The sequence below is a fragment of the Pectinatus brassicae genome, assembly GCF_014201835.1.
GTDB lineage: Bacteria > Bacillota > Negativicutes > Selenomonadales > Selenomonadaceae > Pectinatus > Pectinatus brassicae.
Window position 1 is genome coordinate 1 of record NZ_JACHFH010000018.1, and the last position, 14,563, is coordinate 14,563.

A 14,563-nucleotide genomic window follows, 5' to 3' on the forward strand; every position below is an offset into this window, starting at 1 on the left:
TGCCTGTTTTACTTTAAAATGATTAGGGGTAATGTTTTTCATTGGTACGTAAAATTTTACCACAAAAAGAGGTCCATCAGCTCTTCTGAGCTAACAAACCTCTTTTTTAATTATCAGGGCGTTATTTCACAGCCCCTTTTTATTTTAGGCGCCGCAGGCGTTGATTAGTTTTTATTGTTATCATCCCACCTGCTATTGTGTTTTTCTCTTTAGCTGCTTTATAGGCCGCATAACGGCCAATGTTTATTAAAACCCCAATACTGGCCATATTTAAAATCAAAGAAGTCCCACCATAACTTATAAAAGGCAAAGGTACACCCACTACCGGTAATAGACCTATTATCATTGCCATATTTGCTGCTGCCTGCCCTACTGTTAAGAGCATTATGCCGCAAGCCATCATCTTGCCAAAACCATCGTGAGCCCGCCGAGCTATATTAGCGCAGTATATAGCTAATGTCATATATAAAACAAAAACAACTAGAACCGCAATTAAACCATTTTCCTGACTAAATACAGCAAATGCAAAATCAGTATGCGCTTCCGGCAAATAAGAATATTTACTAACACCCTTGCCCAGTCCCATTCCCCATAAGCCACCTGAACCTATCGCTGATAAGGATTGGACAGTTTGGTACCCAACGCCCTGCGATTGTGACCAGGGATCATACCAGCTCTTTAATCTTTCCATACGATACGGCTGAATTGTTATCATAAATGCTGCCACTAAAGCTACTGCTATACCGCAATAGCCAATCCAGCGAACATTCATGCCTGCTACTACATACATTAATATCGGAATCCCCGCAACTAACACTGCCGTTCCCATATCAGGCTCCACTTCGACTAATGCTGCCATAATCAAGACTATAAGCAACGTACGATTAAACGGTGTTATAATTTTATCAGCATCAATCTTGGCTCCCAAAAAAGACGCGGACATAACAATACCAACAATCTTGGCAATCTCTGATGGCTGAAATTGCATGGATCCTATGCCTATCCAACGTTTTGCCCCATTTACACTAACCCCGGTAATTAAAACAACAACCAAAGCAACTAATGTAAATGCCATTAAAAAAGGAACTGCTGCTCTTAGTCTATGGTAATCGAAATTAGTTGCAATAAAAAACGCTGCTAATCCTATCACTATACTAATCAAGTGCCGTGTTAGAAAAAAATATGGATTTTTAAATGTCATCTCTGCCGTTACAAAGCTGGCACTAAAGATATTTATAGTACCAATAATTACAAGCAAGATCATTATAATCACTATGGCTTCCATATCATTAAGCCAAAATTTTCTCTTTGCTGGCAGTTCCTTTTTTATCAATGTATTCAAGGAAATGTAACCTCACAACGATTAATTTTTTCGCCAAACGCACTAAATTTACGTTCGTATTCTGTCATAAAATCTTCCCGTTCGCAGCCATTTTTATGCAAATCATAAGTTATGCTTTTAGTAGCACAACCAGCTTCTTCGAATTGTTCCAAAGAAAAATCAAATAATGGCCTGTTATCCGTCTTAAAAAACAGTTCTCCACCATCAATTAAAAGACCGCGATATTTTTGCAAAAACCCTGTATGGGTAAGGCGCCTTTTGGCATGTCTGGCCTTTGGCCAAGGATCACAAAAATTAATATAAAATCTATGTACTTCGGCTTTATCCAATAACTCTTCAATATGATTTATATCAAACACTGCCAAACGCACATTTGGCAGCTGCGCTTCTTTAATTTTTTGTGCAGCATGATAAATAATATCCTGCTGTAATTCCAGTCCCAAAAAATTTATTTCAGGATGTTTAGCTGCTGCCTGGCTTATAAAATCACCTTTACCGGTACCAAGTTCCACATAAAGTGGTGCATTATTGGCAAATATCTTCGCCCAATTTCCTTTTAAATCAGCGGCATCAAACCCATCCTTAGTATATACAAAATCTTTAAAATCTAGGATAGCCTCATCTATCCACGGTTTTCTACGTAATCGCAAAACTTTTCCTCCAACATATTATTTTCCTTTAAAAATATATTATATAATGGTTTACGCATCAGGTAAATCATTAATTTGCCAATCAATAGGCTCTTGACCTGCACTTAGCAAGAACTTATTAACTTTAGAAAACGGCTTACTGCCAAAAAATCCATGAAAAGCCGATAAGGGACTAGGATGTGGTGATTCCACAATAAAATGCGCCGGATTTGTTATCATATCTTTTTTACGGCGGGCTGGTGCCCCCCACAGTATAAATGCCAATGGTTTTTCCCGTTCATTTAAAACAGAAATTACTTTGTCCGTAAATCGTTCCCAGCCTATACCTTTATGCGAATTAGCCTGATGTTCTCGCACAGTTAGTACCGTATTTAAAAGTAATACCCCTTGCTGTGCCCATTTTTGTAAACAGCCATTATTAGGAATCCTGCAGCCTAAATCTTCATGCAATTCCTTAAAAATATTTTGCAGTGACGGCGGTGTTTTTATCCCTGGTTTTACCGAAAAACTTAAACCATGGGCCTGTCCTGGTCCATGATAAGGATCCTGACCCAAAATAACCACTTTACATTCATGATAGCTTGTATAATGTAAAGCATTAAAAATATCATACATACTTGGATATATTTTTTTACTATGATATTCTTCCTTTAAAAATTCTCGCAGTTTTATATAATAATCTTCATGCAATTGTGCATCAAGATATTCATTCCAATCATTCTTAAAAATTTCCATATAACAACCCTCTACAGCATATTTTAGTCATTACTATTATAATATAAAAGCAGAAAAATTGTAACAATAAGTTTCTTGTGACTTTATTGCTTTTATTTTTTCTATATTATCTTAAAAAATTAAAATATTTATTTTTTTCTCAAAATATGCTATTATATACATGTATATAATTTTATTTAATGCTATATACTATTTTACATAGTTTATATATATTTTAATTTTACAACCCTATTATTGTAATAAGAAAGGACTGTACTAATTATGAGCATTCACGATAAAACTGTCCCTGCATCAACCAAGGAAGAAAAACGAGAAATATCGCTGCAAAGAGCCTTTGTTTTAAAAAACAAAATCAAAAATTATATGCAGCAAAAAAATTTAATTCTGACGGGTTTTGACCTCAGTGAAAATTTTCAGACGAAAAAATCCCTTATTCTAAAATATTTCAAGGCCTCTGAAAACGATTGGCAGGATTGGCATTGGCAAGTGGCACATCGCATTGATAACATAAATGCCTTAAAAGCCTTAATAAATTTTCCTCAAGAAATTTATGATGAAATAAAAAGAATAGAAAATACCTTCCGTTGGGCTATTTCGCCATATTATTTATGTTTAATAGATGAACATAATCCTCTTGATCCCATAAAAATGCAGAGTATTCCTACAATTCTTGAAGCTGCTCACAGCGGCATAAAAGATCCTATGGCTGAAGAATACACTTCACCTGCACCCTGTATAACCAGACGCTACCCTGACCGTTTAATAATAAATGTTACAAACCAATGTGCCATGTATTGCCGCCATTGCCAAAGACGGCGCAATATCGGTGAAACCGATAACCAAGCTGCCACTGATGACATCAAAGCTGCTTTAGACTACATCCGTGCCAACCCAGAAATACGTGATGTATTAATAACTGGCGGCGATGCGCTATTATTAAATGATAATATGATTGATTGGATTTTAACCGAACTTGATAGTATACCTCATGTTGAAATAAAACGTCTTGGTACCAGAACACTTGTCACCATGCCGCAGCGAATAACAGATGACTTATGTACAATTTTAAAAAAACATACTCCCATCTATCTCAATACACAATTTAATCATCCGCATGAAATAACACCGTCCAGTAAAAAAGCCGCCGATAAGCTGGTAGCTGCTGGTGTCATCCTAGGCAATCAATCAGTTTTATTAAAAGGCATAAACGATGATCCCAATATCATAAAAAAATTAAATCAGGAACTTTTAAAAATTCGCATCCGCCCTTATTATTTATTCCATGCCAAGGCCGTTGAGGGCACGCTGCATTTTGTCACGTCTATTGATAAAGGCTTGGAAATAATGAAATATCTACGTGGCTATACATCGGGGCTAGCAATTCCATCTTATATTGTCAATGCTCCTAATGGTTACGGAAAAATACCATTACTTCCCCAGTATATTATGAACAAGAAAGATGGAAAACTACATCTGCGTACCTGGGAAGACCGCATCATCGAATATGAAACGTAAATATAAAAACGACAGGAAATTCCTGTCGTTTTTATATTTATAAGTTTAAACTGCATCATAGCCTAATTGCAGTGCTTTCATATTCTGTTCAATAGTATGCGGCGGCACACGTTTTTCCACAGCTTTTTTGGCACTTTCCAGCGAAATAAGCTGTGATAACTTAACCAATACACCTAATGCCACAATATTAGTAAACAACATCTTTCCAACTTTTTCAGCAGCAATACGCGTCACTGGTACTTTAACTACATTAGGAAAATCCGGTATATTAGGCACAAGATCTTCATCTACAACCAGCAAACCATTATTTTGATCAAGCCCTTTATAATATTTATCAGCTGCCTTTTGCGTCAATGACAAAACAATATCAGGACTGACAATTTTAGGATGATATATTTTTTCATCTGAGATAACAATTTCAGCTTTAGAAGCACCGCCGCGAGCCTCAGGACCATATGACTGCGACTGCACTACCTGTTTTCCTTCATTCATAGCAGCCTCAGCAAAAATAATAGCCGCTGTAATAACACCTTGTCCGCCCGAGCCCGACAATCGCAACTGTTTCATTATTTTTTTCCTCCCTGCGCCATTTCTATAACCTCATTATAAGCCTTGCCATATTCAGTGAATTCATGCTGATAAAATACACCTATTGGGAATTTTTCATCTCTTTTGTCCGTTGGTAATTTGTCCCAAGCTGCTTTCATTACCGCATTATCGCGCATCCACATCATCATTTGTGCCGGATCAGCCATCTTATTTTTTCTTCCATAAGCAGTTGGGCATTGTACCACAGCTTCAATGAAAGAAAAACCATCGCGGGCAATACCGCCAGCAATCATATCTGTCAAATGCTGCACATGAAAAGCCGTACTGCGTGCTACATATGCCGCTCCGGCAGCTTCAGCCAAATGGCAGGCATCAAATGGACGGTCAACACTGCCATAAGGTGCCGTTGTTGCTTTTTTATGAACAGGTGTCATCGGCGATGCCTGCCCGCCAGTCATCCCATAAATACTGTTGTTAAAAAGTACTACTGTTAGATCAACATTACGACGTGCTCCATGAATAAAATGATTACCACCAATGGCTGTACAATCTCCATCACCAGTTATAACTATGACATTAAGCTTTGGATTAGCCAGTTTTATTCCCGTAGCAAAGGGAATAGCCCGCCCATGTGCCGTATGCAGCGTATCAAAATCCATATACCCAGAGGCACGCGATGAACAGCCAATCCCCGATACAATAACAGTATTATCACGATTTAGTTTTTGTTTTTCTACAGCCTCAACAATTGCCTTCATTACTATGCCATTGCCACAGCCAGGGCACCAGATATGAGGCAGACGATGCTGACGAAAATATTTTTCATAAATGCGATCTTCCATATTATTTACTGCCTCCTTGTAGCTTTTCTATTTCTGACAAAATTTCTTCCGGAGTAAAAATTTCTGTATTATATTTTGCTAATAGTTTTACTTCACATTGTCCATTAGCTGCCCTTTTTATTTCATTGACTAACTGTCCATAATTTAATTCTGGCACTAATATTGATTTTACTTTTCCCGCAATTTTTTCAATTACTTTATCGGCAAATGGCCATATTGTCATCAAACGAACCATGCCGACTTTTATCCCCTGCCTGCGTGCCTGTTGTACAGCTTCATAGGCTGTACGAGCTACACCGCCATATGAGACCACTGCATATTCAGCATCTTCCATAAAAAATTCATCATAATGCGTTATTTCATCCTGTGCTATAGCAATTTTTTTATGTAGCCTGTCGATAAATTCTTCAGTTACAGCCGGACTGCCGGAAGGAAAGCCTGTATAATCATGCACTAAACCAGTCACATGAATGCGATACCCTGTCCCAAAAGCAGCCGGATTAGGCACAAGATCGGCTTCCGGCTTATATGGCTGATATCCCTGTTCCCTTGTCTTGGTCGGCTGACGGCGCGTATAAACATCTATTTTTTCCTGCTCTGGCAGCTGTACATTTTCACGCAGATGTCCCACAATCTCATCCATCAGTAATATTACCGGCGTACGAAACCGTTCAGCATAATTTACTGCCATAACTGTAGCATCAAATGTTTCACGCACACTCCATGGTGATAATACTATCATTGGATGGTCACCATGTGTCCCCCATCTGGCCTGCATTACATCTCCTTGTGAAGGTGATGTAGGCTGTCCGGTAGAAGGGCCTACCCGCTGTACATCAACAATAACTACTGGTATCTCCGCACAGGCAGCATAGCCAATCAATTCCTGTTTAAGTGAAAAACCCGGACCGGAAGTTGCCGTCAACACTTTTTGACCGGCTAAAGCGGCACCAAGCACTACACCCATTCCTCCAATTTCATCTTCCATCTGAATAAAATGTCCGCCAACTGCCGGTAAATCCTTAGCCATAGTCTCAGCTATTTCTGTTGACGGTGTTATCGGATAACCGCCAAAAAATCTTACTCCAGCTGCAATTGCTCCAGCAGCACAAGCTTCATTTCCCTGCATTAATTTCATATCCGTCATTTTGCCACCTTCTTTTTATCAACAAAAATTGCATAATCAGGACAGCGCAGCTCACATTGTCCACAAGCTATACATTCATCGGGATTTACTATACTGCAACGCCCCAATGCATCTATTGCCAATACTTTTTTGGGACAAAATGCTACACAAATACCGCAGCCTTTACAACGTTCTGATTTTAGAAAAATTTCTGCCTTCATAAAGCTCCCCCTCAACTCACTGCTATGTATATGATTGTACCTTCAATATATAATAAAAAAGCAAAATACATCAGCTATATTTAAATAATTGTATTTTTTTACTTTTTTTATATTTATTCATCAATCTGCCAACTACCCCCAGATTGTAGTAACACTATAGCAAAACAATATCAAATTATAATATAAGCTATGTCCAAATGACATAGCTTATATTATAAAGAATTTTGTTCTTTTTGACAAGACTATATAAACAATATATATATTACATTGTCATTTTTTTTTATTTAATTGGCTCTATTTAACGTAAATTTAACATCTGTATATATCTCAAAAGTGCGTGGCCACGGGAAAAACGCATTCACCTGCATATTGGTCAGTTTTATCTTTTCACTGCCCGTTTTAGTTCTTATCTCAATAGGTGTCTGCACTGATTTGCTGACTGAAAAATCAGCCAGCTGTTTCTGCAATGAATTATTAAGCATCAAATTAGCCCATTTATAATTATTATTCATATTTAAATCATTAACATTAGAAATTCCCGCATGACGCAAACTGTTGTTTACAGCATCAATCGTCCCTTTAAGATAAAAATAATCTTCGAAAAAATGGTCATATAATATCGTTAAATTATTAAAGATTAAGGTATGAGCTTGCTGCTCAGTAACGATATTTCTTTGTGCCAATGTATATAATGAGGCTTGTGCTATTGCTGTTCCTATGGAATTACTGGCTGTATTCCAGCCATCATATGCTATTAAGTTATTAATAGCAGTACCTTTTGCTATCAGTAATGGCAATACTGTTTCGTCAGCACGAAAATGCTGGCTTAAATCTACTACAGCAACATTTTCTCCAGCCGCCAGCCATTTTTCTATTTTTTCTGCTGAATATTGTCGTGTTGATAAATTTTTTGTCGTTCCAATATGCAGATATAATATAAAATCAGCCTGTTGTTCAGAGGATACCTGTCTAGCCCCTGCTAAATTTAATTTATCCTGTACTGTATCTTTTATTGCAGCTGCCATATACGGCAATATTATTTTAGGAGTATTTTCATCATTATATGCTACAAAAACCTTTGGTCTGTAACCTTTATCTTCCTGTATTACATTAAATAATAACGACATAGCTACTTCATCAGCCCCATGCGTTATCATTACTTTATCCGCTAATTTATTTCTATTAATATATGCCTGCAATTCCCGTCTTTCTTTATTAGGAATCCCATATTTTTCACCATCATCCTGCCCGATTATTAATCTTGTTATTATATTTTTTTGGCTAAGCATAATTAAATGTTTGTTCAATAATAAATTTTTGTCAAATAGCAGCAAATACTGTCGCAAATTTTTATCTGTAATATGTTTTTTTAGTCGCTGTAATTTATTAAAATCATCTATTCTCCGATAAATTTCCCATTTATCTACCAGACGAGAATATTCCATAATGTTTTTTATTTCCCGTGGTGAATCAATATTAGGCGGCGGTGTCAAACGTGGAAGTATATTAAAGGCATATATGGGCAGTTGGGGATTTTCCTTATGCAGCGACTCTAATGTATGCCATAGGGAACTCTCGCCAAAGTCTTTGCTTACTGGGCCAGGCCGCCTTGATGCCAGTAAACCGCCATATAGCATTTGATCTATAGATATAATCACACCATCATATGCCGCTGCGTTTGTTTGCAGCCATACACATAATTTTTCCGGCTTTCCGGCCTTAGTATAATAATCCATAATTTTAGTTGGCGGTACAATTACTTTTATATTTACAAGCCTGCCGGCATCAATGACAAATTTTCCGCAAGGCGGCCTGCTGTCCAGCGGTATCAATAATATTTTTTTTGTATAGTGCTGCTTTATTTTTATAGTATCATTACCATTATTTCTCTGATGATATTGATTTATTGCCACACATATACTTATTGCCAATATAATAAAAAATAAAATTCTCTTATACAATATATTTCTTTACCTTTTTGTTTATTTTTGTAGTTTATATGTTTTATATTACAAATAAATAGTAAAATATGTCAATTAAAAACTCTTTTGTTTTCCCTTTATTCTTGCATATTTACCTATCTTTTGATAAAATCAAAGCAGGTAAATCGCATATTTTACAGGTGATATTTATGGAAAATAAATTAACAATAGATATTTATGGTGAGCAATACCCGCTAAAAGGCGATGTGGATATTGAATATATGAAAAAACTCGCTGCAATAGTTGACGCTAAAATGAATGAACTCGTTAAAAAAAATCAATACTTACCAGCACAGCGTATTGGTGTTTTAACTGCCTTGCACATCGCTGATGATTATTTTCAAATGAAAAAAGACTATGATGAATTAGTGCGCTTTTTAGATAATAAATAATTTTGAACTATGTATGACTGTTGTTTACTCAGCAGTGTCCAGCATCAGCTAAATAAGTTTTATTAAGTACTAAAGCGGTGTGGTTTTTCCATACCGTTTATTTTATTGTAAACAAATGTAATAAACTATATATAATTATTACATAATATTTGGAGGTATTTTTTTGGTTGAATTACTAGCCCCAGCAGGAACATGGCAGTCTTTTAAAGCCGCTGTAGAAAGTGGCGCCAACGCCATATATCTGGCTGGAAAAAATTTTGGGGCCCGCGCTTTCGCTGATAATTTTGATGAAGAAAAATTACAGGAAGCTGTTGAATATGCCCATTTACGCAATGTTGCCATACATGTAACTGTAAATACATTAATTGACAATAATGAACTGCCGGCACTTGCCGATTATCTTATCTATCTGTATAACGTTGGTGTAGATGCAATAATTGTCCAGGACTTAGCTGTAGCTAAACTTGCTCAAAAAATAGTACCTGATTTACCGCTGCATGCCAGCACACAAATGAGTGTCAATAATCTGTCCAGTGTAAAAATGCTGGAAAAATTAAATTTTACCCGTGTCGTTTTAGCACGTGAGGTATCGCTAAAAGATATCGAATATATCTGCCAAAATACCAGTCTGGAAATTGAAACATTTATTCATGGTGCTATCTGCGTATGTTATTCTGGTCAATGCCTGATGAGCAGCATGATTGGCGGACGCAGCGGCAATCGCGGCCGTTGTGCCCAGCCCTGCCGTCTTCCTTATACCCTGGTAGATGAACACGATAATGATTTATTAGAAGAATTCGAGGCGGGCCAATACCTTTTAAGTCCACGCGATATGAAAACTATCGATATGATTCCCGAACTTATCAAAGCCGGTGTAAGTTCCTTTAAAATAGAAGGCCGCATGAAAAAGCCCGAATACGTTGCCATTGTGGTAAATGCTTACCGCAATAAAATAGATTCATATTATGACACTTCTGTTACTTATAATAAGGAACAAACTGATAAAGAATTATCACAAATATTTAATCGTGATTTTACAACAGCTTATTTAGCCAATCGCCCTGGCAAAAATATGATAAGCGATCGCAAACCAAATAATCGCGGTATGCTCATTGGACGCGTACAGGAATACGATTATAATACGCACCTTGCCCAAATAAAATTATCCGATGATTTATCTATCGGTGATAAAATCGATTTTTGGGTAAAAGTTGGCGGACGGGTAACAACCAATGTAGCTGATATTAAGCTGGGAAAAAACAGTGTCAGCTGTGCCCATAAAAACGATATCGTAACAATAAAACTGCCAGCACATGTCCATGAGCATGACCGCGTCTTTAAGGTGTTTGATATTAACCTCAGCGAAAAAGCAAAAACATATTTTAATACCAGCGACCCTGTGCGCAAAATAAATCTGCAGATGACATTACAGGCATCAGTTGATCAACCCGTACATTTATCCCTGGTTGATGATGATAATATTTCAGTTGACATAGCTTCTGAGTTTATTGCCCAGGCAGCATTAAAACGTCCCCTTACTTATGACACTGTCCAGAAACAAATGGTTCGCCTTGGCAATACCATCTACAACCTGCACCAGTTGACCTGCTCTATTGGTGAAAATGTCATGGTTCCAATGAGCGTATTAAATGAATTGCGTCGTCAGGGTATTGAAGCCCTTCTTGCCAAACGATTACAAAATTTTGAACGTCCAGCAACTGTTGAAAAATTAAACATAAAAAAAGATTTTTTCACACACAAAAACAATCATACAGCCCCCACTCAATTATTTGTCGCTGTTGATACGGTAAAAAAAGTTGCAGCAGCAGTTAAACACAATTGCAGCGGAGTTATATTTGGTGGCGATTCATATACCGGCCAGATTATTTCCAATAATGATTATAATAAAGCTATTAGTTTATGCCATAATAATATTACTGCCATCTATATCAGCCTGCCGCGTATTTTACGCCAAAACCAAATGGATTATATTGACACATTATTAAATAATATCGCTGTTGATAATATTGACGGTATTTATGTGCATACTTTAGGTCAATTGCATGATGTACAGCGATTTTGCCAGCAATATGATATGAATATTCCTATTTGGAGCGATTTTTCCGTAAATATTTTTAATAATATTTCCCTGAATGTCGTTAAAGATCTCGATATTTCCGGTGTTGTTTTATCTCCAGAACTCACTCTACAACAAATTAAAAATATTACCTCACAGGCTTGTCTGCCCACGGAAGTAATAGTCCATGGCCATATTGAATTGATGGTTTCCGAATACTGTATTCCAGGCAGCTTCCTTGGTGATGTCGCTTCGGGAAAATGCAGCCGCCCCTGCCAAAACAATCATTTTTACCTAAAAGACCGGAAAAATGAACATTTTCCGGTTATAACTGACCAATTTTGCCATATGCATATTCTAAATGGCCGAGAACTTGTTATGCTCTCACATCTGCCTGATTTATCAGCCAGCGGCATAGATCGCCTACGCATTGACGGTCGCTATATGGACTGCAATAAACTCGATAAAATTGTAAAACTATATAAAGAGGTATTAGCCAAAGGCAAATACCATAAATTATTCCAAAATAATAATATGCTGGAAGAAGCTGAGGGCAGTAACTTTACACGCGGACATTTTTTCCGTGGCATTTTAAGCAACGATTAAGGATGAATATATGGAACAAGCAACATTAAAAATCTTACAATATAATAAAATAATTTCTAAGCTGATGGAAAAAGCCCATACCGCCCAAGGCAAGGAAATAGCCCAAAATTTACAGCCAGCAGTTGATTATGCTGACGTCTGCTCCAGCTTAGAACAAACTAAAGAAGCCCATGCTATATTGAATGAAATTTCGGAGCCCCCCTTTGGCGGCATCTTTGATATCAGACAAGCTTTAAAAAAAGCTGCTATGGGAACCCTGCTCGATGCCCCCACTTTATTAAATATTGCCAGTACTATGTATGGTATGCGCAATATAAAACGTTTTTTTAAAGACTGTCCTGTCAATACCATAATTTTAAAAGAATGGGCTTTATCCATTGAAATACTGGGACAATTAGAAAAAGATATAAATAACATCATTGATGAATATGGCAGTATCAAGGATACTGCCAGCCATGAATTGGCGCGCATCCGCAGTAATATAAAGTCCTCACAAAACCGAATCAAATCTACTATCGATAATATTTTAAAAAATAATGAGCTGCAAAAGTTTTTCCAGGAAAACATCGTAACAGTACGCGATGACCGCTATGTTATACCAGTAAAACAGGAATATCGTCAGCAGTTTCCCGGCATTATCCATGACCAATCGGCCAGCGGCTCAACACTTTTTATTGAGCCTATGTCAATTGCGACTTTAAACAATGATATCAAGCAATATCGCTTAAATGAACAGCGTGAAACTAATCGCATATTAAAAGTCATTTCAGAAAAGATTGCTAAAAATGAGGCTGTATTACAACAAAACTGTCTATATCTTGCTCAATTAGACTTTACTTTTGCTAAAGCTAAATTAGCTCACTCCATGCGGGCATTTATGCCAATTTTAAACGAAGACGGCGTCACTGATTTAATAGCGGCCCGGCATCCTTTGCTCGATGTTGAAAACATTGTTCCTATTGACATACGCATTGGTGAAAACTATCGGACCCTATTAATTACTGGCCCTAATACCGGTGGTAAAACAGTCAGCCTTAAAACCTTAGGTATTTTAGTAGCAATGGCTCAATCCGGCTTATTTATTCCAGCTAATGATGGTTCACGTTTGGCTTTTTACCACAATATATTTGCTGATATTGGTGATGAACAAAGTATTGAACAAAATTTAAGTACCTTTTCTGCTCATATGACTCATATTATCAATATCCTCAAAAACAGCGACAATAATGACCTTATATTATTAGATGAATTAGGCTCTGGTACTGACCCTGAAGAAGGTGCTTCTCTAGCCATAGCTATCCTGGAAAAATTTATGGCAATAAACAGTTCTGTCATTGCAACTACCCATTATAATGAATTAAAGACCTTTGCCTACAGCCATGATAATATTGAAAATGCCAGTGTCGAATTTGATATAAAAACCCTGCGACCTACCTATCGCCTGCTAATTGGTATTCCTGGTGCCAGCAACGCATTTTCTATCAGTTCACGGCTTGGCCTTGATGAATCAATAATTTTGCGAGCAAAACAATTGATTCGCGCTGACCATGCTAATTTCGAAAATGTCTTAAATACCTTAGAAACTGAAAAACTGCTTTATGAGCAAAAAAATGCTGCCATTGCTGAAAAAGAACGTCGCATAAATGCATTAGAACGTCGCTTAAGTGAGCAAAAACAAGAACTCACCAAGAAAAAATCACAGACGATAAAAAACACCCAAAAAGAATGTGCTGCTCTTTTGCGTGATACACGTCGTCAGGCTGAAACAATAATCAAGGATTTAAAAGCTCAATACAATGACTCCGGCAAGAAAAACCGACAAAATGCCATGAATTCAGCCAGGCAGTCACTACAAAATCAATTGGATAAATTTAATAATTTATCTACTGATAACAATCAAATAAGCGGCAGTCCTATCGACTTAAAAACACTGCGGACAGGTGATACTGTCTTATTGACTACACTGCAACAACAGGCTGTTGTCCATGAAATAAAAGGTCAGGAACTCGTTTTATTATTAGGTGGATTAACTACAACAGTAAAAGCCAATAAATGTCTTTTCATAAAAAAGGGGCAAACTAAGTCTTTATCTTCTGCCAATACTGCTAAAAAAGCCTTCTCGCAATTAGATAAAAGCATCCATATAAGTCGTCAGATTGATATTCGCGGCATGATGGTTGATGAAGCTGAAGAAATACTTGGCAAATATATCGATGATGCTGTAATGGCTGGTCTAAAGCAAATAATTATAATTCATGGCAAAGGCACTGGTGCATTGCGTAAAGGCATTCATGAATATCTAAAAAGCCATCGCAGTGTATTTGATTTTTCCCTGGCTGATATCAATGAAGGCGGCAGTGGGGCAACTGTTGTACAATTACAATAGCATGTTTATCCCCTGTTAAAAGTGGTAACATCAGCAAATTTATGGTATTATACTTGTGCAAATGATTTTATCCGACAATTACTACTTCATAAATAAAAAAATTAATAAAAGCAATAAATATGCTTTTATTAACAACCATA

At 36.9% G+C, this 14,563-nt stretch carries 12 protein-coding genes; 4 read left to right on the forward strand and 8 right to left on the reverse strand.

Annotation, left to right across the window (positions count from 1 at the left end; genetic code table 11):
* Positions 1–139: 139 nt before the first annotated feature.
* From ftsW to HNR32_RS07815, 3 genes are read right to left on the reverse strand one after another with little or no spacing between them, the layout of a single operon-like run.
* On the reverse strand, positions 140–1,342 hold the full coding sequence (gene ftsW / locus HNR32_RS07805) for a putative lipid II flippase FtsW (RefSeq protein WP_183861391.1): 1,203 nt from the start codon (positions 1,340–1,342) through the stop codon (positions 140–142).
* Complete coding sequence (trmB, locus tag HNR32_RS07810) at positions 1,339–1,992, reverse strand: tRNA (guanosine(46)-N7)-methyltransferase TrmB (protein WP_183861393.1); 654 nt, start codon at positions 1,990–1,992, stop codon at positions 1,339–1,341. Before trmB ends, ftsW begins: the two co-directional genes overlap by 4 nt.
* 51 nt (positions 1,993–2,043) lie before the next feature.
* On the reverse strand, positions 2,044–2,727 hold the full coding sequence (locus tag HNR32_RS07815) for a uracil-DNA glycosylase (RefSeq protein ID WP_183861395.1): 684 nt from the start codon (positions 2,725–2,727) through the stop codon (positions 2,044–2,046).
* A gap of 261 nt (positions 2,728–2,988) precedes the next feature.
* Between HNR32_RS07815 and eam the strand changes: the two genes are divergently transcribed.
* On the forward strand, positions 2,989–4,242 hold the full coding sequence (gene eam / locus HNR32_RS07820; RefSeq protein ID WP_183861397.1) for a glutamate 2,3-aminomutase: 1,254 nt from the start codon (positions 2,989–2,991) through the stop codon (positions 4,240–4,242).
* A gap of 45 nt (positions 4,243–4,287) precedes the next feature.
* Here the strand turns inward: eam and HNR32_RS07825 are convergent, their stop codons facing one another.
* The 5 genes from HNR32_RS07825 to HNR32_RS07845 form a co-directional block, all read right to left on the reverse strand.
* Positions 4,288–4,812: a 2-oxoacid:acceptor oxidoreductase family protein gene (locus HNR32_RS07825; protein ID WP_183861523.1), complete on the reverse strand. Its 525-nt coding sequence runs from the start codon at positions 4,810–4,812 to the stop codon at positions 4,288–4,290.
* Complete coding sequence (locus HNR32_RS07830) at positions 4,809–5,633, reverse strand: thiamine pyrophosphate-dependent enzyme (RefSeq protein WP_183861398.1); 825 nt, start codon at positions 5,631–5,633, stop codon at positions 4,809–4,811. Before HNR32_RS07830 ends, HNR32_RS07825 begins: the two co-directional genes overlap by 4 nt.
* Position 5,634: 1 nt before the next feature.
* The gene (locus HNR32_RS07835; RefSeq protein ID WP_183861400.1) at positions 5,635–6,780 is read right to left on the reverse strand and encodes a 2-oxoacid:acceptor oxidoreductase subunit alpha; all 1,146 of its coding nucleotides are present in this window, start codon (positions 6,778–6,780) and stop codon (positions 5,635–5,637) included.
* Positions 6,777–6,980, reverse strand: coding sequence for a 4Fe-4S binding protein (locus HNR32_RS07840; protein ID WP_183861402.1), 204 nt, complete (start codon positions 6,978–6,980; stop codon positions 6,777–6,779). Before HNR32_RS07840 ends, HNR32_RS07835 begins: the two co-directional genes overlap by 4 nt.
* A gap of 284 nt (positions 6,981–7,264) precedes the next feature.
* Complete coding sequence (locus HNR32_RS07845; protein WP_183861404.1) at positions 7,265–8,893, reverse strand: DUF4127 family protein; 1,629 nt, start codon at positions 8,891–8,893, stop codon at positions 7,265–7,267.
* Positions 8,894–9,111: 218 nt separating this feature from the next.
* Here HNR32_RS07845 and HNR32_RS07850 point away from each other — a divergent pair, with 218 nt between their 5' ends.
* From HNR32_RS07850 to HNR32_RS07860, 3 genes are all read left to right on the forward strand, one after another.
* The gene (locus tag HNR32_RS07850; RefSeq protein ID WP_183861406.1) at positions 9,112–9,354 is read left to right on the forward strand and encodes a cell division protein ZapA; all 243 of its coding nucleotides are present in this window, start codon (positions 9,112–9,114) and stop codon (positions 9,352–9,354) included.
* Between the two features lie 163 nt (positions 9,355–9,517).
* The gene (locus HNR32_RS07855; RefSeq protein ID WP_183861408.1) at positions 9,518–12,037 is read left to right on the forward strand and encodes a U32 family peptidase; all 2,520 of its coding nucleotides are present in this window, start codon (positions 9,518–9,520) and stop codon (positions 12,035–12,037) included.
* A 10-nt stretch (positions 12,038–12,047) separates the two neighbouring features.
* Positions 12,048–14,423 carry an endonuclease MutS2 gene (locus HNR32_RS07860; RefSeq protein WP_183861410.1) on the forward strand — a complete coding sequence of 792 codons (2,376 nt, stop codon included), beginning with the start codon at positions 12,048–12,050 and terminating at the stop codon, positions 14,421–14,423.
* Positions 14,424–14,563 lie beyond the last annotated feature (140 nt).